The following is a 21,610-nucleotide window of genomic DNA, read 5'->3' on the forward strand; positions in this document are numbered from 1 at the left end:
TGCCAAGTCTGGTGTCATTGGCGTCACAGCCTAAAGGCAGGGCTTGCGAGTGAAGATGTTGGTGCGGTGCACGCTTCGATCGTAAGTGTTCAAATTTCCTGTCTATAAAGCAGGCTTATGGCGCGCAGTGAGGCACGCCGGCTCAGGACATGGCGAGGTCGATCGTTGGACAAACGAGCGGAAAGCGTCGAGATCAAATCCGCGAGCAAGGCCTATGGCGCCGTTCGCGCCCTCGACGACGTGTCCCTCAATGTCGCGGCCGGTGAGTTCGTCTCGCTGCTGGGCCCCTCCGGTTCCGGCAAGACCACGTTGCTCGGCATCCTCGGCGGCTTCATCCTGCCATCGAGCGGAACGATCCTGTTCGGCGGCCGCGACGTCACCTGGATGCCGCCGCACAAGCGCGACATCGGCGTCGTGTTCCAGAACTACGCGCTGTTCCCGCATATGAGCGTCGGCGAGAATGTCGCCTTTCCCTTGCGCGCGCGACGGCTGCCGAAGGCGGCCTGGCCGGACAAGGTGCGCGCGGCGCTTTCGATGGTCGGCCTTGCCGGCTACGAAGAGCGCGGTATCGCGCAACTCTCCGGCGGCCAGCGCCAGCGCGTGGCGCTCGCACGCGCCATGATCTTCGAGCCGCGGCTGATCCTGATGGACGAGCCGCTGTCCGCGCTCGACAAGCAGCTGCGCGAATCCATGCAGATCGAGCTGCGCACGCTGCACAAGCGCATCGGCGCCACCATCATCTACGTCACCCACGATCAGCGCGAAGCGCTGACCATGAGCGACCGCGTCGCCGTGATGAAGGACGGCAGGCTGATCCAGATCGACGCGCCCGAGCGCCTGCACGATCATCCCGCGGATTCCTTCGTCGCGAGTTTCATTGGCGAGGCCACGATGCTTCCCGTGCGTCGCGTCGATGCCTCCGGCGTCGCGCTCGGCAATGTCCTTCTGCGCAGCGCCCGCGCCATTCCCGACGGAGACGCGCTGATGCTCGCCGTGCACAGCGAAAAGCTGCTGATTGACGACGGCGCGCAGGACATCGCCTGCAATCGGCTCACCGGCACGGTCACCGACATCGTCTATCAGGGCGAGAGCCTGCGCATCTTCCTGGCGCTCGCCGATGGCATCGTGCTCAGCCTGCGCCAGGCGAGCTATCACCAGGCCTACGGCCGCATCCCGCCGCTCGGCGGCAGCCTCACCGTGACCCTTCACCCCGAGGACACCATCGTCGTGCCCAGGGTGAGGGACTGAACCCAAGCCTAGTCCAACCGAGAGAAGAAGCAAAAATGTCGTCAGCAGCCTCGTTCAGCAATTTCAAGGTTCTCACCTTCGACGTCGTCGGCACCTTGATCGATTTCGAGACCGGCGTGCTCTCCGCGGTGCGCAGGATCTCGGGCAAGTCGCCGGCCGAGCTCAGCGACGACAAGATCTTCGAATCCTACAAGCGTGGTCGCGACAAGCACCACGAGCGTTCCAGCGAAGTGATGTTCCATGTCTATCGCTATCTCGCCAAGGAGCTCGGGCTGCAGGCCGATGACGCCTCCTGCGACGTCTTCCAGCTCGCGGTGCTGCGCTGGGGACCGTTCCCGGACTCGGTCGAGGCCCTGAAGCGCCTGCGCACGAAATTCCGCCTGGTCGCGATGACCAATGCCGACCGCGTCGCGCTCTCCTGTTACGCGCATGCGCTCGGCAATCCCTTCGACGATACCGTGTGCGCCGACGAGACTGGCGTTGCGAAACCCGATCCGGAGTTCTTCGCGTACAACAAGGGCCGCCAGTCCGCTTTCGGCTACAAGCAGTCCGATATCCTGCACGTCGCGCAGAGCCAGTATCACGACATCGGGATCGCGCGGAAGCTCGGTTACAAGGTGTGCTGGATCGAGCGCCGCCAGGGCATGGCCGGCTTCGGAGGCACACCGGCCGTTGAGACGCTGACCAAGCCGGACTTCCATTTTCCGACCTTGAAGGCGCTTGCCGACGCGGCCATCGGGCCGGCGGCGTAAGGCATGAGCGGTGGCATGACACGGGACTGGAGCGCGCTGCCATCGGCCAACTCGCTGTGGGCAGCCACGGCCGAGCCCGCGCGCGAGTTTCCGGTCCTGTCGGGCGAGCATCAGGCGGATGTGGTGATCATCGGTGCGGGCTACACGGGCCTGTCCGCGGCGCACCACATCGCCAAGAGCGGCCTTTCGCCGATCATGCTCGAGGCCAACCGCCCGGGCTGGGGCGCGAGTGGCCGCAATGGCGGCGTGATCACCGCAAAATTTCGGCTGTCGTTCCGCGAGATCGATGCCGTGCACGGCCGCGCCATGGCGCAGCGAATGTACGGGATCGCGCATGAATCCACTGATATCGTCGAGGAGCTGGTCTCCGAGTTTGGCATCGCCAGTGCCGCGTTGACGCGCACCGGCCAGGTCAAGGCCGCCCACAACGAGACGACCCTGAAGGCCGCGATCGACGAGGCCGACTGGATGAAGCGCGAGATGGGCGATGCGGAGGTCCGCATCCTCGACAAGGGGCAAGTGCGCGACGAGACCGGCTCCGACATCTTCGTCGGCGGCGTGCTCAATCCCGGCTCGGGCGGCATTCATCCGCTGAATTATCTGCGCGGCCTCGCCGATGGCGTGGCGCGCCGCGGCATCCCCGTTTTCCAGGAGTCGCCGGTCGTAAGGCTCCGGCGCGACAACGGCCTCGTCGTCGCCGAAACGCCGCAGGGCGCGGTGCGCGCGAAGCAGGCGATCATCGCCACCAACAGCTATTCCGACCTCACCGGCGCGACCGCGAACATGCAGCGCACGCTGATCCCGTTCCGCAGCGCCATCATCGCGACCGACAAGCTGCCGCGCAACCTCGCGGGAAGCCTGATGCCGACCGGGCGCACCTACACCGAGACCAAGCGCATGATGCGCTGGTTCCGGATGGTCGACAACCGCGTGATTTTTGGCGGCCGCGGCGCGTTCGGCAAGCAGGATTCGGAAACAGCCTTCGACGCCTTGCGCAAGGCAATGGTCGGCATCTTCCCGGATCTCGCCGATGTGCCGCTCGCCTACAAATGGTCCGGCTTGGTCGGGATGACGCTGGACTCGGTGCCGCATATCGGCCGGCTCGACGACCGCACGCTGTTCTCGATGGGCTACAACGGCGCGGGCGTGGCGATGTCGAGCCTGATGGGCCGCTATCTGGCCGCCTTCGTGCGCGGCGAGACGCCCGAGGTCGGGCTGCTTGATGCGCGACGCATGAAAGCCATTCCATTCTATCCGTTGCGCGAGCCCGCCGTACGCATGGTCGCCGGCTGGTACCAGTTTCTCGATGCGATCGGACAGTGACATTTAATTGGTGACAGAGGAGGCGAGGATGACGAAACGAGATATTCGATTTGGCTACGCGTTTTTGGGCGGATCGCTCGGGTTGTTCGCAGCAACCGGCATCGCCGCCGCTGCCGAACAGATCACCTTCGTCTCGCAGGGCGGCGCTTACCAGCAGGCGCAGACGGTGGCGATCCTCGATCCCGCCGCCAAGAAGCTCGGCATCACCATCAACCAGGACTCCATTCCCGATGCCTGGCCCGCGATCAAGACGCAAGTCGGCAGCGGCAAGCCGATCTGGGACGTCGTGGATACGCCAACCGGCTATTGCCTGCGCGGCGGCGAGCAGGGGCTGATCGAGAAGCTCGACTTCTCCAAGATTCCGAACGCCGCGGCGATGCCGGAGGCGTATCGCAATCCCTATTCGGTGTCGTACGAGTTCTATTCCAGCGTGCTGGCCTTCAGTCAGAAGACCTTCCCGAAAGACGCGCCGAACAGCTGGGTGGATTTCTGGGACGTGAAGAAATTCCCCGGCCGCCGTGCGCTGCGCAACCATCCGATCGCCACGCTCGAGGCGGCGCTGATGGCCGACGGCGTCGCGCCCGACAAGCTCTATCCGCTCGATGTCGACCGGGCCTTCAAGAAGCTGGAAGAGATCAAGCCGCACATCACGGTGTGGTGGACCTCCGGCGCGCAGTCGGCGCAGCTCCTCAACGACGGCGAGGTCGACATGGAGATGGCCTGGAACGGCCGCGTCAGCGCGGTCGCGAAGGAAGGCGCCAAGGTCGCGTTCACCTACAATCAGGGTATCCTCCAGAGCACCTCGCTCTGCATCCTCAAGGGCGCGCCGAATCTCGACACGGCAGTCAAATTCCTCAACGAGGCCGTCGATCCCGTGCACCAGGCCAATCTGCCGCTCAATATCGATTACGGCCCGGGCAATCCCAAGGCGTTCGATACCGGCGTGATCAAGCCCGAGCGCGCCGCGCAATTGCCGAGCGAGCCGGCCAATGCGGCCAAGCAGGCGCTGATGTCCTACGCCTGGTGGTCCTCGCCGGCGGGCGAAGCGGCCGAGAAGCGTTGGGCGTCGTTCATGCAGAAGTAAGCGAAGCGAGGCCGTGTTGACGACATCCGTGCCAGATCCATCGCAAAAGCATCAGCGCCGCGAACACGGCCTGATGCTGGCATTGGTGTCGCCGGCGCTGCTGGTGATCTTGGCTCTGATCGTGCTGCCGGTCGGCTGGCTCGCCTGGCAGTCGATCTACCATGACGGCTTCACGCTGGAGAACTATCGCCGCGTCTTCACCGAAGACATCTACTGGCGCAGTTTTGCGCTGACCTTCGAGATCAGCCTCGCGGTCACGGGAATCGCGCTGCTGCTTGGCTATCCCGTGGCCTACCTCGCCAATTCGGTGCCGAAAGGATGGAGCATTCTCATTCTGTCGCTGGTCGTGCTGCCGTTCTGGACCAGCGTGCTGGTGCGTGCCTATGCCTGGCTGGCGCTGCTCCAGCGCACCGGCGTGATCAACCAGCTTTTGCGTTACCTCGACGTGACGAGCGAACCGCTCGCGCTGGTGCACAACACCTTCGGCACGGTGGTTGCGACGGTACACATCCTGTTGCCGTTCATGGTGCTGCCGCTCTACGCCACCATGCAGAAGATTCCGAGCGACCTGATGCAGGCCGGCGCCAGCCTGGGGGCGAGCCCGTCGCTCACCTTCGTCCGCGTCTTCCTGCCGCTGTCACTGCCGGGCGTGCTCGCGGGCTGCACCATGGTGTTCGTGCTTTGCCTCGGCTTCTATATCACGCCGGAACTGCTCGGCGGCGGCCGGACGGTGATGGTGTCGATGCTGGTGAGCCGCAATGTCGAACTCTACAACCAGTTCGGCGCCGCGAGCGCGGTCGCTGTCGTCCTGCTCTTAAGCGTGCTCGCGATCTTCTTCGTCGTCAGCCGCTTCATCTCGCTCGATCGCATATTGGGGCAGAAATGACGCGATTGTCGCCCGCCAGGATCGCCCTCTATGTGATCAGCGCGCTGGTGCTGATCTACCTGATCCTGCCGGTGCTGATCATCGCGCCGATCTCCTTCTCCAGCGCGCGCTTCCTGACCTTCCCGCCGCCGTCGTTCTCGCTGCGCTGGTATCAGCAGTATTTCTCCAACGCGGCCTGGATGCAGGCAACGCGGGTGACGCTGACGGTCGCGCTCCTGACCGTGGTTATCGCGACGCCGCTCGGCGTCTCCGCCGCCTATGCCATCAGCCAGTCGAAGCTGCGCATCATGCGGCTCATCCACATGATGCTGCTGTTGCCGCTGGTGGTGCCGATCATCATCACCGCGGTGGGCATCTTCTTCCTCTATGCCAAAGTCGGCCTGGTCGCGACCCTGCCGGGCCTGGTACTGGCGAACGTCATGTTGGGCCTGCCATACGTCATCATCTCGGTGCTGGCGGGTTTGCAGAGCTTCGATCAGGCGCAGGAGATGGTCGCACGCAGCCTCGGCATGAACCGCCTGCGCAGCTTCTTCGCGGTGACCTTGCCGCAGATCAAGTCCAGCGTGGTCGCCGGCGGCATCTTCGCCTTTATCTCGGCGATGGACGAGACCATCGTCGCGCTGTTCATCTCCGGCGGCCAGTATCAGCCGCTGACCAAGCGCATGTTCACCGCGCTCCGCGACGAGATCGACCCGACCATCGCCGCGATCTCGACGCTGATGACGGCCGCCTCGTTCATGCTGGTGCTGGTGGCCAGCGCGCGGCAGAAAAAGGGCGGGTGATTGTTGTTCGTCGTCCTGGCCTTCGCCAGGACGACACCGAATGCTTGGCGCGAACCTCGCCCCCTCACGCCTCCGCCGCCAGCCACGCCAAAATCATCTCCACGATCTCTGTCCTGCTGTTTGCCGGCATTCCGGCCTCATGGGCTGCAGTGCAACCAGCAGGGGCGGGCATGACGCCTGCGCAGGGTCCGAGAAGCCTTTCGATCTTGCGCGCCCTGTCGGCCTGTCCTACGCCAGCCCGAGCAAAAGTTTCGCGAAGCTGCGAAACGCATCGCCAAAGCCTTGAGGGAGCCGTCATGACCATCCGCAACACCCGCACGGGGGGCCAGATCCTGATCGATCAGCTGGTCGCGCAAGGCGTCGAGCGCGTCACCTGCGTGCCGGGAGAGAGCTACCTTGCGGCGCTGGACGCGCTGCACGACAGCCCGATCGACGTCATGATCTGCCGCGCCGAAGGGGGGGCTGCGATGATGGCGGAGGCCTATGGGAAGCTCACCGGCCGCCCAGGTGTCTGCTTCGTCACCCGCGGCCCCGGCGCCACCAATGCCAGTCACGGCGTCCACATCGCGATGCAGGATTCCACGCCGATGATCCTGTTCGTCGGTCAGGTCGACACCGGCATGCGCGAGCGCGAGGCGTTCCAGGAGCTCGACTACAAGGCGGTGTTCGGCACCATAGCGAAATGGGTGGTCGAGATCGATCGTCCCGACCGCATTCCGGAGCTGGTCGCGCGCGCCTTCCGCGTCGCCATGCAGGGCCGTCCGGGTCCTGTGGTGATCTCGCTGCCCGAGAACATGCTGACTGAGACTGCCGCCGTTGCGGACGCCATGCGGATCGAGCCGGCGGTGAGCTGGCCGGCGCCTGCCGATATCGAGCGCGTCGGCGCCATGCTAGCGAGCGCAAAAGCGCCGCTCGTGATTCTCGGCGGCTCGCGCTGGACCGATAACGCCACCAAGAGCATCGCACGCTTCGCCGAGCGGTTCGACCTGCCGGTCGCGACCTCGTTCCGCCGGGCCTCGCTGATCGACGCCGATCATTCGCACTATGCCGGCGATCTCGGCATCGGGCCGAGCCCGGGCCTGAAGGCGCGCATCGACGGCGCCGATGTCATCCTGCTCGTCGGCGCCCCCTGTCCGAAATGCCGTCCTCGTCCTACACGCTGTTCGATATTCCGACGCCGCGGCAGAAGCTGATCCATGTGCATCCGGGTTCGGAAGAGCTCGGCCGCGTCTATCAGCCGGAGCTCGCGATCCAGGCGACGCCCGCCGCCTTCGCCGCCGCCGTTGAGGCGCTGAAGCCTTCCGGCGCGGTTGCCTGGAAAGGCGAGGCCGCCAAGGCGCATGCCGATTATCTCGCCTGGACCGAGAAGGCGCGCGAGCTGCCGGGCACGTTCCAGTATGGCCAGGTCATGACCTGGCTGCGCGATCGCCTGCCCAAGGACGCGATCGTCTGCAATGGCGCCGGCAATTATGCGGGCTGGATCCATCGCCACCACCGCTTCCACAGCTTTGCAACGCAGCTTGCGCCGACGTCGGGCTCGATGGGCTACGGCGTGCCGGCGGCGGTGCTCGCGAAGCGGCAATATCCGGACCGTACCGTCATAGCCTTCGCCGGCGACGGCTGCTTCCTGATGAACGGGCAGGAATTCGCGACCGCCGTGCAATACGATGCGCCGCTCGTCGTCATCGTCGTCGACAATGCGCAATACGGTACCATCCGCATGCACCAGGAGCGCGACTATCCCGGACGCGTGGTCGGCACCCAGCTCAAGAACCCGGATTTTGCGATGTACGCAAAAGCATTCGGCGGCCATGGCGAGCGCGTCGAGCGCACCGAAGAGTTCGCGCCGGCGTTCGAGCGTGCGCTCGCCTCGGGCAAGCCGTCGATCCTCCACTGCATCATCGATCCGCGCGCGATGTCGGTCAGTAAGGACTTTGCTCCTGCGGTGAAGGCTTAAGCGATGTCGCAGGGCCGCCACGTCGCCATCATCGGTGCCGGCGCGGTCGGCGTGATCAGTGCCATCGAGGCGCTGCGCGAGGGACATCGCGTCACGCTGATCGATCCGGGCAAGCCCGGTGGCGAACAGGCGGCGAGCTACGGCAATGCCGGCTGGCTCTCCTCGCATTCGGTGATCCCGCCGGCCGAGCCCGGCGTCTGGAAGAAGGTGCCGGGCTATCTGATGGATCCGCTCGGACCGCTCGCGATCCGCTGGTCTTATCTGCCGAAGGCGCTGCCCTGGCTGATCAAATATCTGCTCTCGGGCTGGACCGAGGCGCGGGTCGAGAGGACGGCCTTTGCGCTGCGCGACCTCCTGAAGGACGCACCGCTGCTGCACAGGAAGCTCGCGGAAGAAGCCGGCGTTCCTGAGCTGGTCGAGCGCAACGGCGTGATGCATGTTTTCCCGTCGCGCGGCAATTTTGACAACGATCTCGGCTGGCGCCTGCGCAAGCGCGTCGGTGTCGAATGGCTGGAGCTTTCGGCCGACGAAATGCGTCAACGCGAGCCCGATTTGCATCCACGCTACACTTTCGGCGTGGTGGTGGAGGAAGCCGGTCGCTGCCGCGACCCCGGAGCCTATGTCGCGGCCCTCGCGCAACATGCGCTGGCAAGCGGCGCCGAGCTCGTGCGCGCCAAAGCGACGGGATTCAAGCTCTCCGGTAACAAGCTTGTCGCCGTCCTCACCGAGACCGGCGAGATCGCGTGCGATGCCGCGGTGGTTGCCGCCGGCGCGCATTCGAAGCGGCTCACCGCATCCGTCGGCGATCCGCTGCCGCTGGAGACCGAGCGCGGCTATCACGTCATGATCGAGAATCCGGAAACGGGGCCACGCAGCTCGATGATGGCCTCGGACGCGAAGATGGTAGTGAACTGGACCGACAAGGGTTTGCGCGCCGCCGGCACGGTCGAGATCGCAGGCCTCGAGGCCGCGCCGAACTGGAAACGCGCCGAGATTTTGCGCAACTACCTCTTTAGCATGTTCCCGAAACTGCCGACGGACATTCCGGCTTCGCGTATCAAGACCTGGTTCGGCCATCGGCCGAGCATGCCGGACGGACGTCCCTGCATCGGTTACGCGCGGGCCTCGCGCGATATCGTCTATGCCTTCGGCCACGGCCATATCGGCCTGGTCGGCTCGGCCCGCACCGGTCGTCTCGTCGCCCAGCTCCTGAGCGGCAAGTCGCCGGAAATTTCGCTAGCGCCGTTTTCGCCAGATCGTTTTCTCTGAGATCGCACCATGACCGCTCCAGCCAACTCGTCATCCCGAATCGCCCGCGGCGGCAAGGCCATCTATGGGGCGCCGCTCGGCATCCTGATGTTGGAGGCGCGCTTTCCCCGCATTCCCGGCGACATGGGCAACGGCACCACCTGGCCGTTTCCCGTGCTCTACCGCGTGGTGAGCGGTGCTTCGCCGGAGAAGGTGGTGCTGAACGGGGCGGCCGGTCTGCTGCCCGACTTCATCGATGCCGCGAAGGATCTGGTGCGGCTCGGGGCCGAAGCCATCACCACCAATTGCGGCTTCCTCTCGCTGTTCCAGAAAGAGATCGCGGCCGCGGTCGGCGTTCCCGTCGCGACCTCGTCACTGATGCAGGTGCCGTGGGTGCAGGCGACCTTGCCGCCGGGCAAGCGCGTCGGCCTCGTCACGGTGTCCGGTTCGACCTTGACGCCGGCCCACCTCGCAGGTGCCGGCGTGCCGCTCGATACGCCGCTGGTCGGCACCGAGCACGGCAAGGAATTCTTCCGTGTCCTGATCAAGGCCGAGAAGGACGACATGGACATCGCGCAGGCCGAACGTGACGTGGTCGAGGCCGGCAAGGAGCTGGTCGCCAGGAACCCGGATGTCGGCGCGATCGTGCTGGAATGCACCAACATGCCACCTTATGCAGCGGCGCTTCAGGCCGAGGTCGGATTGCCCGTCTATGATATCTATTCCATGATTACGTGGTTTCATGCCGGACTGCGGCCGCGTCAGTTTGGCTAGAGGTCGAGAAACCGCCTATGGCGCAGCCATGCGCATCGTGCGCTGTCCCACCGGCAGCGGAAGAGGCAGCTATACAATCTCTCGATACCTGATCGCGCCAGACGGTCAGAGCTTTCGCGCCTGAACATCGCTAGAGTGCCGCTCGAAATCCACGGAGACACGCGGTGCACAGCCTTCAACCCAATCCCGACATGCGCGCAGACGATTGGCCGTCCGAGCTCTACCGCATCCTGAAAGCCGCCGACGTGCGGCAGATGTCCTACGTCCCTGATGCCGGCCACAGCCAGCTCATCCGCCTGTTCTCGGCAGACCGCGACGTCACCACCAACGTGCTGACGACGGAAGAGGAGGGCGTCGCCATCGCCGCCGGCGCCTGGCTCGGCGGCCAGCGCAGCGTGCTGCTGATGCAGTCGAGCGGTGTCGGCAATTGCATCAACATGCTGTCGCTGTCGGCGATCGGACGATTTCCACTGCTGATGCTGGTGACGATGCGCGGCGAATGGGCCGAGTTCAATCCCTGGCAGGTGCCGATGAGCCGGGCGACGCAGCCCTCGCTGGAGGCCATCGGTCTGAAGGTGATGCGCGCGGAGTCGGCGGAGGATCTGGTCGAGACCGTGGAATCGGCTGCAGCGCTCGCCTACGATTCCGATCAACAGATCGCGGTGCTGATCGGGCAGCGCCTGATCGGCAAGAAGAAATGGTGATGCCAATGCAAGCTCAACTCGACCGCCGCGCCGCCGTCGCCGCGCTCCTGAAGAATCGCAAGGACACGCTGGTCGTCTCCGGCCTCGGCTCGCCGACCTATGACCTTCATTCGGTCGGCGACCACGACGGCAATTTCTATCTCTGGGGCGCCATGGGCGGCGCCGCGCTGATCGGGCTTGGCCTTGCGCAAGCCCAGCCGGGAAAGCGTGTCCTCGCTTTGACCGGGGATGGCGAGCAGTTGATGGGCCTCGGCGGCATCGCCACCATCGGCGTCGCACGCCCGCGCAATCTCGACATCGTCGTGATCGACAACCAGCATTTTGGCGAGACCGGTATGCAGGCCAGCCACACCGGGCGCGGGGTCGACCTCACCGCCATCGCCATGGCGTGCGGCTTTGTTGCGACCGGGACAGTGCGGACGCTCGAGGAAGTGGAACGTCTGGCGACGCAGCTCGACGAGACGGTCGATGGCCCGCGGCTTTTTGTCATCAAGGTTCTGGCCGAAAATCCGCCGCGCTCGCTGCCCTCGCGCGATGCTGTCTTTATCAAGAACCGGTTCCGTGCTCATCTCGGCTTCGCGGCGGCCTGAGCCGGGTTTCTCTCCCGGCGACAGCCTGCCCCGAGCAGCTATCCTGGAGTGAGACCATGAAACTAACCGGCAAGGTCGCCGCCATCACTGGCGCGGCGCGCGGCATCGGCAAGGCCTGTGCGAAACGATTCCTGGACGATGGCGTCAAGGTCGTCATCTCGGATGTCGATGCCGACGGCTTGGCCGCAACGGCCGCCGAACTCGGGCGGCCGGACGCCTTGCGCACCGTCATCGGCAACGTCGCCAAACGTGCCGACGTCGACCAGCTGGTCGCAACGGCCGTGAAGGAGTTCGGCCGGCTCGACATCATGGTCAACAACGCCGGCGTCGCCCGCAACCGGGACCTCCTGAAGATCTCCGAAGAAGAATTCGACGAGATCATCGGCATCAATCTGAAGGGCGCGTTCTTCGGTGTGCAGGCGGCCGCCAAGCAGATGATTGCGCAAGGTAGTGGCGGCGGGGTCATCATCAACATGTCCTCGGTCAATGCACTGCTGGCAATCCCGGCGCTTGCCACCTATGCCATGTCCAAGGGCGGCATGAAGCAGCTCACCTCGGTCGCAGCCGTCGCGCTCGCTCCGCACAATATTCGCGTGGTCGCGGTCGGGCCGGGCACGATTCTGACCGACATGGTGGCATCGTCCATCTACACCTCGGAGGATGCCCGCAAGACCGTGATGTCACGCACGCCGGCCGGCCGCGGCGGCGAGCCGAGCGAGGTTGCCTCTGTCGTGGCGTTTCTTGCGAGCGATGATGCGTCCTACATCACTGGGCAGACCATCTACCCAGACGGCGGTCGGCTGATTCTGAATTACACGGTGCCGGTGAAGGAGAAATAGGGGGCAAGGTTGCCCCACGCTGGCTGTCATCGCCCGGCTCGACCGGGCGATCCAGTACTCCGAGACAGCAGTGATGGAGGCGATGGGGCTGCGGCGTACTGGATGCCCCGCCTTCGCGGGGCATGACAGCCGTAGTTGTGCGGGCAGCCAGCCGCTCACTCCGCCGCAACCGTCATCCCGTGACCCAGCCGTTTCGAAATGCCGCCCGCGCAGTCGCGCAAAGCATGGGCGATCGGGCTGTCCCACCGCGCGTCAAAAGTGCCTTCCGGCCCCATCGCGGTGATCACCAGCGCGAGATGGCCGGAATGGTCGAACACCGGCGCAGAGAATGCGTTGACGCCGGGCAGGGGATCGCCGAGCGCGCGGGCGAGGCCGTGCTTGCGGACCTCGGTGAGCATGTCTGTGACCTTCGCGCCTTTCACCGCGCGCTTCGGATTGTAGCCGACGCCGTGACGATCGAGGCCGCTTTCGAGTGCGGCGTTGATCGTCTTCTCCGGCAAGAAGGCAGCAAAGGCCCGGCCCGTGGCGGTCTCCAGCAGCGCCATCACCGAGCCGGCGCGCATCACGATGTGAACGGGCTGGCCGGGTTCTTCCAGCTGCACCACGGTCGGACCGTGCGTCCCCCAGACCGCGAGCGAGACCGCATGTCCGATCTGACTTGCGAGGACCGCGATCTTCGGTCCCGCGATACGTACGCCGGACAGGCGACGCAGGCTGATCAGGCCGAGCTCCAGCGCCAGCGCGCCGATCTCGTAACGGCCAGTGGTCTCGTCCTGCTCGATCAGACCGATGCGGGAGAAGCTGGCGAGATAGGGATGCGCCTTGGCCGGCGTCATGCCGGCCTCGCGCGCGAGATCGCGCAGCATCATGGGCTCGCCGCATCTCGCAAGCGCGCGGAGCAATTCTCCGCCGACCTCGATCGACTGGATGCCGCGGCTCTCTCTTTTCATGCGCCTCCTGGCGTGCGGCTCGCTTACGCCGCGTTGCGCTTGGCCGCGCTGTCGGCGAGATGACGGCCGGCAATGTAGCCGAAGGTCAGCGCCGGCCCAAGCGTGATGCCTGCGCCGGGATAATTGCCACCCATGATGCTCGCCATGTCGTTGCCGGCGGCATAGAGCCCGAGAATCACCCGTCCTTCCGCATCGAGCGCCCGGGCGTTCCCGTCGGTGACGATGCCCGCATAGGTGCCGAGATCGCCGACCACCATCTTGATGGCGTAGAACGGGCCGTTCTCGATCGGCGCGACGCAGGGGTTCGGGCCGTGCAGCGCATCGCCCTGATAGCGGTTATAGGCCTTCGAGCCCTTGCCGAAGGCAGCGTCGTGACCCTGCAGTGCGGTCGCATTGAACTGCTTGACGGTCTCGACGAATGCCATGGTGTCGATGCCCGCCTTTGCCGCGAGCGCCTCCAGCGTCTCGCCGCGCATGAGATAGCCGGTCTTGAGGTGATGACCCAGCGGCATCGGGAATGGCGGCACGCAGCCGAGGCCGTATTTGCGCAGGGTCTGGTGATCGCAGACCAGATACGCTGCGATCTCCTCGCCGGGCTTCGCCGCCTTGACCATGGCCTGGACGAAGTCGTGATAGGAATTGCCCTCGTTGGCGAAGCGCTTGCCGTCGCGCATCACCGCGATCACGCCGGGTTTGGCGCGGTCGATGAAATGCGGCATCACGCCGTGTGAGCCGTCCTTGCGCTTGGTGACCGAGACCGGGACCCAGGCTGCCGCGTTCGGCAGCCTGTCCTCGACATGTCCGCCGGCGCTTTCCGCAAGCCGCAGTCCGTCGCCGGTGTTGCCGGTCGGTCCCGGCGAAAAATGCTCGTTCCCGGTCGGCGCGTGTGGGAACATCTTCTTGCGCCGTTCGATATCATGCGGGAAACCGCCGCAGGCGAGCACGACGCCTTGTCTTGCACGAATGCGGACGTCGCGTCCCTCGCGGGCGACGATCGCGCCGGTGACAGTGCCGTTCTCGACGGTCAGCTCGCGCATCGGCGCGGACAGCCACATCGGAATCTTCAGATCCTGCGCGGATTTTGCCAGGCGCCCGGCGAGCGCATTGCCGTTGGTCAGCGTCATGCCGCGGCCGTAGCGCAGCACGTCCATCAGATGCCGTGACAGGCGCTTTGCGACATAGACCGCCGAGGTCAGCGACTTCGTCGCGCGCATGAAATGGACGATGTCCTTGCCGGATCCGAGCATCATGCCGAATACGGTCAGCTCGGGCAGGGGCATGCCGAGGGTCTTGATCTGGTCGCCGAGTTCGCGGCCGTCGAACGGGCGTGCCACCATCGAACGACCACCCTGGGCGCCGCCGGGCGCCTCGGCGTGGTAGTCCGGGAACACCAGCGGCATGTCGAAACGAAGCGCCGTCTTGCTGGTGAAGAAATCGACCGCCTCGGGCCCGGCGCTCAGGAATGCATCGACGCGCGCGGCGTCGTAATTGTTGCCGGCTTCGTGCCGCAGGTAAGTCCGCGCCTGCTCGGGCGTCTCCTCGATGCCGTAAGCCTTCGCCAGCGACGTGCCGGGAATCCACAACCAGCCGCCGGAGCGGGCGGTGGTGCCGCCGAATCGCGGCTCCTTCTCGACGATCAGGACGTCGAGGCCGCGATAGCGTGCGGTGATCGCGGCCGACATGCCGGAGCAGCCCGATCCGGCCACGAGCACATCGCACTCGTAAGTCTCAATTGCGTTGCGCTCGTTGCTGGTCATGCAGGCCTCACTTCTTGAGCAGCGGACATTTGGATTCGGAGACCGGGCGGAAGGCGTCCTCGCCCTTCACCGTCTTGATGATCTCTAGGTAATCCCACGGTTCCTTGGACTGCTCGGGTGTTTTCACCTTGGCGAGATACATGTCGCGAACGACGCGGCCGTCCTCGCGCAAGCGTCCACCATGAACGAATGTATCCTCGATTGGCAGCTCGCGCATCTTGGCCATCGCCTTGGCGGGCTCGTCGGTGCCGGCGGCCTTGATGGCCTTGAGATAATGCAACACCGAGCCGTAAACGCCGGTCTGGATCATGGTTGGCATCACCTTGGTGCGCTCGTAGAATTTCCGCGACCATGCACGGGTTGCCTCGTCCATGTTCCAATACGACGCCGTGGTCATGTAGGTGCCCTGCGCCGATTTGAGGCCGATCGCGTGCACATCGGTGTCGAACATCAGGAGGCCGACCAGCTTCTGGCCGCCTTGGACCAGGCCGAACTCGCCGGACTGCTTGATCGCATTGTCCGTGTCCTGGCCGGCATTGGCGAAAGCGACGACGTCCGATTTCGAGCTCTGCGCCTGGAGTGCAAAGGAGGAGAAATCGGCCGTGTTGGTCGGGTGTTTCACGCCCCCCAAAACCTTGCCACCCATCTCGTTGATGAAGCGCGTAGCGTCCTTCTCGAGCTGCTGGCCGAAGGCGTAGTCGGCGGTGATGAAGTACCAGGATTTTCCGCCTTCCTTGATCACGGCGGAGGCCGTCACCTTCGACAGCGCGTAGGTATCGTAGGTGAAATGCACGGTGTTCGGGCTGCAAAGCTCGTCAGTCAGCGAACTCGCGCCGGGGCCGGAGAGCAGCGCGATCTTGTTGCGCTCGCGCACCATGTTGTGCACGGCGATCGCGATGCCGGAATTGGGGATGTCGACGACGGCATCGACCTTGCCGTTGTCGAACCAGCCCCGCACGATCTGCACGCCGACGTCGGTCTTCATCTGGTGGTCGGCACTGATGATCTCGATCGGCTTGCCGAGCACAGTGGGCCCGAATTCCTCCACCGCCATTTTCGCGGCTTCCACGGAGCCCGGCCCGCTGTTGTCGCGGCCCCAGCTCGACAGATCCGTCAGCACGCCGATCCGCACGGCGTCGTCGGAGATCTGCGCGTTCGCAACGGTGGTCATGGCAGCCGAAGTCATGGCCGCGAGCATGGCGCAGGCCAAAAGCCCTCTCATCGTCGTTCCCTCTTGTTTATGGGCCGCTTGGCGCGGCTGGTCGTTGTGGCATTAAATTAGATATTAGCTAATAAGTTTGTCAATAGCGAATAAAAGCTCCCCGTCGTTCCGGCGAAGGCCGGGACCCATACCGCGCGATCTCGCGATGCCGGGCGGTCGCAGTACCGGAGCACGAGTCTTCGCCAAACTCCTCCCTGTGGTTATGGGTCCCGGCCTTCGCCGGGATGACGGTGAGGAGGCAGTGGCGCGAAAATCTCGTATCGTGATCTTGGGGAGAACTAACACGCCCGCAAGTTGCAACCGCCACAACGATTGGCCATGATGCCACCCAGGAATCTTGGGGCATGGCATGACGGCAGCAGCGGGAGTCTCCACGGCGGCGGAGAAATCGACGACGGCGCATGTGGTGTGGGCGAGCGCGCTCGGGACCGCGATCGAGTGGTACGACTTCTTGATCTACGGCACGGCCGCCGCACTCGTATTCAACAAGCTGTTCTTCCCGAGCTTCGATCCCTTCGTCGGCACGCTGGCGGCGTTCTCGACCTATGCGGTCGGCTTCGTCGCGCGGCCGATCGGCGGCGCGATCATCGGACATTATGGCGACCGGCTCGGCCGCAAGAAGATGCTGGTCGCGACCATGATCGCAATGGGACTGGGCACGTTCCTGATCGGTTGCCTGCCGACCTACAGCCAGATCGGCGTCTGGGCGCCGATCTTCCTCGTCATTTTGCGCTTCGTCCAGGGCATCGGGCTCGGTGGCGAGTGGAGCGGCGCCGTGGTCATGGTGGCCGAGCATGCCGGCAACCGTCGCGGTTTCTACGGCAGCCTGGTGCAGATCGGCTTCCCCGTCGGCGTCGCGGCGTCCACCGGCATTTTTGGTCTGATGACGCAGCTGCCCGAAGCGGACTTCCTGAGCTGGGGCTGGCGCGTGCCGTTTCTGATCAGCATCCTGCTCGTCGGCGTCGGCTTCATCGTGCGGCTGAAACTCGCGGAGACGCCGCACTTCAAGGAGGTGCTCGAGCGCAAGGAGGTCCTGGCGCAGCCGGCGCTGGAAGTCTTGCGCCGCGACTGGCACAGCTTCCTGCTGGCGATCGGCATCACTGTGTCCGAAGTCGGGCTCGCTTATCTCCTCACTGTTTTCACCGTGGTCTATGCCACGACACAGCTCGGCCTGCCGCGGCAGGTGATCCTGAACGCGGTGGTCTATGCCGCGCTCGTCGAGCTCGCGACGCTGCCCCTCGCCGGCTGGCTGTCCGACATCTTCGGCCGCAAAGCGCTGTATCTCGCCGGCGGCGTGTTCTCGGTGGCGCTGGCGTTTCCGTTGTTCTGGTTCCTCGACACCAGGGAGCCGGCGCTGATCACGCTCGCGCTCGTCGTCACGATGACACTGACGCATGCGCTGCTGTTCGGGCCGAAGGCGGCCTTCATGCCGGAGCTGTTCCGCACCCAGGTGCGCTACAGCGGCGCATCGCTGGGAGCCAACGTTGCCGCCGCGCTGAGCGGCGGCTTCTCGCCGCTGATTGCGACGGCACTGCTGGCATGGGCCGGTTCTTATTGGGCCGTGTCGGTCTACATCATCGCACTGTCGATCGTCACCATCATCGCGACGCTGATGGCGCCGGAGACGGCGCGGGACCAGCTCAGGTTCTGAGGATCGCCTTCGTCAGGTCTGCCGCGCGAGCGGGCCACGGCAACAGGTAGCTGGCTCTCATCGATAAAACGATGCCGCGTCGCGCCCGTCCAGCATTGCCGGCACACGGAATATCGATTATCAGCCGATCCGGCGCGCATGAAGCTGCCCAAGGAACAGAAAAGGGAGCGCAAAACATGAAGAAGATCTCACCTACGCGACGGGAGTTGCTCGCAATTGCGGCGGCGGCAAGTGCTGCGTCAATCGCGGAAGTTGCGCCGGCTGCGGCGCAGGCCGGGCCGAAACCGATCTTTCCGGTGCCGATGGTCACCATCCCGATCGTCGGCGAAGCCCAGGTGTTCCAGGTCCGTCGCATCTACTGCATCGGGCGCAACTATGCGGCGCACGCGATCGAGCGCGGCTCGGACCCGAACCGCGAGCCGCCGTTCTTCTTCCAGAAGCCGACCGACGCAATCCAGAACGTCGCTGTGGGCGAGGTTGCCGATCATCCCTACCCGTCGCTGACCAAGAACTATCACCACGAGGTCGAGCTGGTCGCCGCGCTGAAATCCGGTGGCAGCAACATCCCGGCAGAGAAGGCGCTTGACCATGTCTATGGCTATGCGCTTGGCCTGGACATGACCCGGCGCGATCTCCAGAACGGGATGGCCGCGGAGAAGAAGCCTTGGGAGATCGGCAAGAGCTTTGACCACGCCGCGGTGATCGGCCCGATCCTCCCGGCCAGCAAGACCGGTCATTTCGACAAGGGCGCCATTTCGCTGGCGATCAACGGGACGGTGAAGCAGAGTTCGGATCTCAGCAAGATGATCTGGAGCGTGGCCGAGCAGATCGCAAAACTGTCGGAAGCGTTCGAGCTGAAGGCCGGCGACATCATCTATTCCGGTACGCCGGAGAACGTCGGTCCGGTCGTGAAGGGCGACGTGCTCTTGTGTAAGCTCGACGGCTTGCCGGACATGTCGATCAAGATCGTCTGATTGTCTTTCGCTTGCGCACCGCCACCGTGGCCCTTACGCCGCGGTGGTCTTCGGCCGCAATCGATCGACGGTCCGTGCGATCAGCGGCCACCTCCCGCACCGTCGGACCGATGCTGCTCCGATCTAGGGCTGGCCGAGGATCTTCTTCGCGGCGCGAAGATGCGGCTTGTCGATCATCTGGCCGTCGAGGCGCAGCGTGCCGGACTTCGGATTGCTCGCGAACGCGGCGATCACCTTCTCCGCCCAATTGCGCTCGGCCTCGGTCGGTTCGAACGCCGCGTTGACCACGTCGACGTGTTTGGGATGGATCAGCGCTTTCGCCGAAAAACCGTCGCGCCGCGCCGCGCGCGTTTCCTGTTCGAGCCCGGTGAGATTGTCGATATCGGTATAGACAGTGTCGATCGGCGCGACCTCGGCCGCGGCGGCTGCCATCAGGCAGAGATCGCGGGCCAGACGATAAGGGCTGTGGAACACGCCGCCTGACGCCTTTTCGGTGGCGCCGAGCGAGGCCGAGAGATCTTCCGCGCCCCACATCAGGCCCGCGAGGCGAGGGGAGCAGCCCTTGTAGCTGCCGAGCCCGAAGATCGATCCTGCGGTTTCGGTCGCGACGCAGACGATGCGTGTTGAGCCGATGGCGATACCAGCCGCAGCTTCCAAAGCTTCGAGCCAGGTCGCGACCTGCCGCACGTCGTCGCCGCCCTGCGATTTCGGCAGCACGATGCCGTCGGGCCTGCCTGGAATCACCGCGGCGAGGTCACCGAGCGTCATGCCGGTGTCGAGCGCGTTGACGCGGACATAGAGCTGATGGGGCTTGTTGCGGCCCTTCAGCATCGCCAGCGTCAACCCGCGCGCCTCCGGCTTCTTGTCGGTGACGACGGAATCCTCGAGATCGATGATCAGCGCGTCGGCGTTGCCTTCGCTGGCCTTCTCGAATTTGCGCGGGGAGTCGCCCGGCACGAATAGCATCGAACGCATCAGACCGGCCTCTTGTGCATCATCGCCATGCGGCGGCATTTTCCGACGATCTCGTCGTTCTGGTTGAGAGCATGGTGCTCGAACTCGACGATGCCCGCCTTGGGGCGCGATTTGGATTCTCTCAACGAAAGCACCTTCGTCGTCGCCCGCAACGTGTCGCCATGGAAGACCGGTTTCGGAAAAATGACGTCGGTCATGCCGAGATTGGCAACGGTGGTCCCCATGGTCGTATCATAGACCGTCATGCCGATCATGATGCCGAGGGTGTAAAGGCTGTTGAAAATGCGCTGGCCGAACTCGGTCTGGGCCGAAAAATGTGCGTCGATGTGCAGCGGCTGCGGATTGAGCGTCAGCAGGCTGAACATGGTGTTGTCCATCTCCGTGACGGTCCGGGTCAGGGGATGCCTGAATTCCTGGCCCACGGAAAAATCTTCGAAATAAAGTCCGGCCATTGCGGTCTTCCTCCCTGCGAAATAACCGCGCGCTCATACCGTCGCGCCGCATGATCCTATGCATGGTACACACATTTGGCAGGCAAATTCACGTACCTGTATCCGGCTTTTCGAGCTAAAGAACGCAAGCGGAGCACGTCCGGGCACAGCAATCAGCCACGGCCGTCGCGTGGGAAACGCGGAGAGATGGGAGATTGGTTGTCCCGGCTCCCAACAAGGAGATCACGAAATGGATTTTGCGCTCACCGATCAGCAGGAAGCCATTCGTGATGCCATCGCAAAGATCTGCGAAGGCTTTGACGATGCCTATTGGCTAGAAAAGGACCACGACGGCGGCTTTCCGCACGACTTCCACAAGGCGCTGGCAGATGCCGGCTGGCTCGGCATCTGCGTGCCCGAAGCCTACGGCGGCTCCGGGCTCGGCATCACCGAAGCCACGATCATGATGCGCACCATCGCGGAATCCGGCGCTGGCATGTCCGGCGCCTCCGCAGTGCACATCAACGTGTTCGGCCTCAATCCCGTTGTCGTGTTCGGCACTGAAGAACAGCGCAAGCGCATGCTGCCGCCGATGGTCGAGGGCCGCGAGAAGGCGTGCTTTGCCGTCACCGAGCCCAACACCGGCCTCAACACCACCCAGCTCAAGACCCGCGCGGTGGCCAAGAACGACCGGTACATCGTCAACGGCCAGAAGGTGTGGATCTCGACCGCGCAGGTCGCGCACAAGATTTTGCTTTTGGCGCGCACCACGCCGCTGGAGGACGTGCGCTCGCCGACGCATGGGCTGAGCCTGTTCTACACCGACTTCGATCGCAACAAGATCAAAGTCCACGAGATCGAGAAGATGGGCCGCAAGGCCGTCGATTCCAACGAGCTGTTCTTCGAGGATTTCGAGATCCCGATGGAAGACCGGATCGGCGAAGAAGGCAAAGGCTTCCAGTATATTCTCGAAGGCATGAACCCGGAGCGCATTCTGATCGCAGCGGAAGCCGTCGGCCTCGGTAAGCTCGCGTTGTCGCGCGCGACCGAATACGCCAAGACCCGCGTGGTGTTCAACCGGCCCATCGGCAAGAACCAGGGCATTCAGCATCCGCTGGCCGTAAACTGGGTTGAGCTCGAGGCGGCCTGGTTGATGGTGATGTCGGCGGCCTGGCAATACGACAAGGGCATGCCTTGCGGCGGCGCCGCCAATGCCGCGAAATACATTGCGGGTGAAGCCGGATATCATGCCTGCGAGCAAGCGGTGATGACCCATGGCGGCTTCGGATATGCCAAGGAGTTCCACGTCGAGCGTTACTTGCGCGAAGTCCTGATCCCGCGCATCGCACCGGTCAGCCCGCAGCTTGCACTCAGCTTCATTGCGGAAAAGGTACTTGGACTGGCCAAGTCATACTAGGCTCGACCGCACCGTTGCGGGACCCTGCGATAGTCGCGCCGTAGCA

The 21,610-nt window shown here is 64.4% G+C and carries 19 protein-coding genes and 1 pseudogene; 15 read left to right on the top strand and 5 right to left on the bottom strand.

All coding sequences use genetic code 11. The annotated features are described in order from the left end of the window. Positions 1 to 165 precede the first annotated feature (165 nt). The 12 genes and pseudogenes from C7G41_RS29450 (at position 166) to C7G41_RS29505 (ending at position 12,187) form a co-directional block, all read left to right on the top strand. Complete coding sequence (locus C7G41_RS29450; RefSeq protein WP_199198675.1) at positions 166 to 1,248, top strand: ABC transporter ATP-binding protein; 1,083 nt, start codon at positions 166 to 168, stop codon at positions 1,246 to 1,248. 35 nt (positions 1,249 to 1,283) lie between these two features. Next, positions 1,284 to 2,000, top strand: a complete 717-nt coding sequence (locus tag C7G41_RS29455; protein WP_018454007.1) for an HAD family hydrolase — start codon at positions 1,284 to 1,286, stop codon at positions 1,998 to 2,000. A 15-nt stretch (positions 2,001 to 2,015) separates the two neighbouring features. Continuing rightward, positions 2,016 to 3,323, top strand: a complete 1,308-nt coding sequence (locus tag C7G41_RS29460) for an FAD-binding oxidoreductase (RefSeq protein WP_245446766.1) — start codon at positions 2,016 to 2,018, stop codon at positions 3,321 to 3,323. 28 nt (positions 3,324 to 3,351) lie between these two features. After that, positions 3,352 to 4,407, top strand: coding sequence for an ABC transporter substrate-binding protein (locus C7G41_RS29465; protein ID WP_106945813.1), 1,056 nt, complete (start codon positions 3,352 to 3,354; stop codon positions 4,405 to 4,407). A gap of 73 nt (positions 4,408 to 4,480) precedes the next feature. Continuing rightward, entirely contained in the window at positions 4,481 to 5,293 is an 813-nt protein-coding gene (locus C7G41_RS29470; protein ID WP_106945814.1) for an ABC transporter permease, read from the top strand. After that, a complete protein-coding gene (locus C7G41_RS29475; RefSeq protein WP_106945815.1) occupies positions 5,290 to 6,075 on the top strand; it encodes an ABC transporter permease in 786 nt (261 codons plus the stop codon). The genes C7G41_RS29470 and C7G41_RS29475 overlap by 4 nt, the downstream gene beginning before the upstream one ends. 296 nt (positions 6,076 to 6,371) lie before the next feature. Further along, positions 6,372 to 8,032 (top strand): annotated as a pseudogene (locus C7G41_RS29480) (thiamine pyrophosphate-binding protein). Between the two features lie 3 nt (positions 8,033 to 8,035). Next, on the top strand, positions 8,036 to 9,301 hold the full coding sequence (locus C7G41_RS29485; RefSeq protein ID WP_106945816.1) for an FAD-binding oxidoreductase: 1,266 nt from the start codon (positions 8,036 to 8,038) through the stop codon (positions 9,299 to 9,301). Positions 9,302 to 9,310: 9 nt separating this feature from the next. Further along, positions 9,311 to 10,054 carry an aspartate/glutamate racemase family protein gene (locus tag C7G41_RS29490; protein WP_106945817.1) on the top strand — a complete coding sequence of 248 codons (744 nt, stop codon included), beginning with the start codon at positions 9,311 to 9,313 and terminating at the stop codon, positions 10,052 to 10,054. Positions 10,055 to 10,218: 164 nt separating this feature from the next. Beyond that, positions 10,219 to 10,758: a thiamine pyrophosphate-binding protein gene (locus C7G41_RS29495; protein WP_106945818.1), complete on the top strand. Its 540-nt coding sequence runs from the start codon at positions 10,219 to 10,221 to the stop codon at positions 10,756 to 10,758. Beyond that, entirely contained in the window at positions 10,758 to 11,348 is a 591-nt protein-coding gene (locus tag C7G41_RS29500) for a thiamine pyrophosphate-dependent enzyme (RefSeq protein ID WP_106945819.1), read from the top strand. Before C7G41_RS29495 ends, C7G41_RS29500 begins: the two co-directional genes overlap by 1 nt. 56 nt (positions 11,349 to 11,404) lie before the next feature. Beyond that, on the top strand, positions 11,405 to 12,187 hold the full coding sequence (locus C7G41_RS29505) for an SDR family NAD(P)-dependent oxidoreductase (protein WP_106945820.1): 783 nt from the start codon (positions 11,405 to 11,407) through the stop codon (positions 12,185 to 12,187). Positions 12,188 to 12,342: 155 nt separating this feature from the next. Here C7G41_RS29505 and C7G41_RS29510 read toward each other — a convergent pair whose 3' ends face one another. Genes C7G41_RS29510 through C7G41_RS29520 form a run of 3 tightly spaced genes read right to left on the bottom strand, consistent with a single transcriptional unit; the run spans position 12,343 to position 16,116 of the window. Then, the gene (locus C7G41_RS29510) at positions 12,343 to 13,137 is read right to left on the bottom strand and encodes an IclR family transcriptional regulator (RefSeq protein WP_106945821.1); all 795 of its coding nucleotides are present in this window, start codon (positions 13,135 to 13,137) and stop codon (positions 12,343 to 12,345) included. Positions 13,138 to 13,160: 23 nt separating this feature from the next. After that, the gene (locus C7G41_RS29515; protein ID WP_106945822.1) at positions 13,161 to 14,894 is read right to left on the bottom strand and encodes an FAD-dependent oxidoreductase; all 1,734 of its coding nucleotides are present in this window, start codon (positions 14,892 to 14,894) and stop codon (positions 13,161 to 13,163) included. 7 nt (positions 14,895 to 14,901) lie between these two features. Continuing rightward, positions 14,902 to 16,116 (bottom strand): ABC transporter substrate-binding protein, encoded by a 1,215-nt coding sequence (locus tag C7G41_RS29520; RefSeq protein WP_106945823.1) that lies wholly within the window; start codon positions 16,114 to 16,116, stop codon positions 14,902 to 14,904. A 349-nt stretch (positions 16,117 to 16,465) separates the two neighbouring features. Between C7G41_RS29520 and C7G41_RS29525 the strand changes: the two genes are divergently transcribed. Both C7G41_RS29525 and C7G41_RS29530 read left to right on the top strand, forming a co-directional pair. Beyond that, on the top strand, positions 16,466 to 17,767 hold the full coding sequence (locus tag C7G41_RS29525) for an MFS transporter (protein WP_106945824.1): 1,302 nt from the start codon (positions 16,466 to 16,468) through the stop codon (positions 17,765 to 17,767). A 176-nt stretch (positions 17,768 to 17,943) separates the two neighbouring features. Further along, positions 17,944 to 18,741: a fumarylacetoacetate hydrolase family protein gene (locus tag C7G41_RS29530; protein WP_106945825.1), complete on the top strand. Its 798-nt coding sequence runs from the start codon at positions 17,944 to 17,946 to the stop codon at positions 18,739 to 18,741. A 123-nt stretch (positions 18,742 to 18,864) separates the two neighbouring features. On the opposite strand, the gene C7G41_RS29535 is transcribed toward C7G41_RS29530, so the two are convergent. Beyond that, the gene (locus tag C7G41_RS29535; RefSeq protein ID WP_199198676.1) at positions 18,865 to 19,716 is read right to left on the bottom strand and encodes a CoA ester lyase; all 852 of its coding nucleotides are present in this window, start codon (positions 19,714 to 19,716) and stop codon (positions 18,865 to 18,867) included. Beyond that, on the bottom strand, positions 19,716 to 20,168 hold the full coding sequence (locus C7G41_RS29540; protein ID WP_106945827.1) for a MaoC family dehydratase: 453 nt from the start codon (positions 20,166 to 20,168) through the stop codon (positions 19,716 to 19,718). Before C7G41_RS29540 ends, C7G41_RS29535 begins: the two co-directional genes overlap by 1 nt. A 229-nt stretch (positions 20,169 to 20,397) precedes the next feature. Between C7G41_RS29540 and C7G41_RS29545 the strand changes: the two genes are divergently transcribed. Beyond that, positions 20,398 to 21,564, top strand: coding sequence for an acyl-CoA dehydrogenase family protein (locus C7G41_RS29545; protein ID WP_106945828.1), 1,167 nt, complete (start codon positions 20,398 to 20,400; stop codon positions 21,562 to 21,564). Positions 21,565 to 21,610: the final 46 nt, after the last annotated feature.

This window comes from Bradyrhizobium sp. MOS002 (genome assembly GCF_003020115.1).
Lineage (GTDB): Bacteria > Pseudomonadota > Alphaproteobacteria > Rhizobiales > Xanthobacteraceae > Bradyrhizobium.

Bases quoted from the DNA above. Each gene is read 5' to 3' on its own strand.
- C7G41_RS29455 (WP_018454007.1), top strand. From the start codon at position 1,284: ATGTCGTCAGCAGCCTCGTTCAGCAATTTCAAGGTTCTCACCTTCGAC.
- C7G41_RS29460 (WP_245446766.1), top strand. From the start codon at position 2,016: ATGACACGGGACTGGAGCGCGCTGCCATCGGCCAACTCGCTGTGGGCA.
- C7G41_RS29465 (WP_106945813.1), top strand. From the start codon at position 3,352: ATGACGAAACGAGATATTCGATTTGGCTACGCGTTTTTGGGCGGATCG.
- C7G41_RS29470 (WP_106945814.1), top strand. From the start codon at position 4,481: ATGCTGGCATTGGTGTCGCCGGCGCTGCTGGTGATCTTGGCTCTGATC.
- C7G41_RS29475 (WP_106945815.1), top strand. From the start codon at position 5,290: ATGACGCGATTGTCGCCCGCCAGGATCGCCCTCTATGTGATCAGCGCG.
- C7G41_RS29485 (WP_106945816.1), top strand. From the start codon at position 8,036: ATGTCGCAGGGCCGCCACGTCGCCATCATCGGTGCCGGCGCGGTCGGC.
- C7G41_RS29490 (WP_106945817.1), top strand. From the start codon at position 9,311: ATGACCGCTCCAGCCAACTCGTCATCCCGAATCGCCCGCGGCGGCAAG.
- C7G41_RS29500 (WP_106945819.1), top strand. From the start codon at position 10,758: ATGCCAATGCAAGCTCAACTCGACCGCCGCGCCGCCGTCGCCGCGCTC.
- C7G41_RS29505 (WP_106945820.1), top strand. From the start codon at position 11,405: ATGAAACTAACCGGCAAGGTCGCCGCCATCACTGGCGCGGCGCGCGGC.
- C7G41_RS29510 (WP_106945821.1), bottom strand. From the start codon at position 13,137: ATGAAAAGAGAGAGCCGCGGCATCCAGTCGATCGAGGTCGGCGGAGAA.
- C7G41_RS29515 (WP_106945822.1), bottom strand. From the start codon at position 14,894: ATGACCAGCAACGAGCGCAACGCAATTGAGACTTACGAGTGCGATGTG.
- C7G41_RS29520 (WP_106945823.1), bottom strand. From the start codon at position 16,116: ATGAGAGGGCTTTTGGCCTGCGCCATGCTCGCGGCCATGACTTCGGCT.
- C7G41_RS29525 (WP_106945824.1), top strand. From the start codon at position 16,466: ATGACGGCAGCAGCGGGAGTCTCCACGGCGGCGGAGAAATCGACGACG.
- C7G41_RS29530 (WP_106945825.1), top strand. From the start codon at position 17,944: ATGAAGAAGATCTCACCTACGCGACGGGAGTTGCTCGCAATTGCGGCG.
- C7G41_RS29535 (WP_199198676.1), bottom strand. From the start codon at position 19,716: ATGCGTTCGATGCTATTCGTGCCGGGCGACTCCCCGCGCAAATTCGAG.
- C7G41_RS29540 (WP_106945827.1), bottom strand. From the start codon at position 20,168: ATGGCCGGACTTTATTTCGAAGATTTTTCCGTGGGCCAGGAATTCAGG.
- C7G41_RS29545 (WP_106945828.1), top strand. From the start codon at position 20,398: ATGGATTTTGCGCTCACCGATCAGCAGGAAGCCATTCGTGATGCCATC.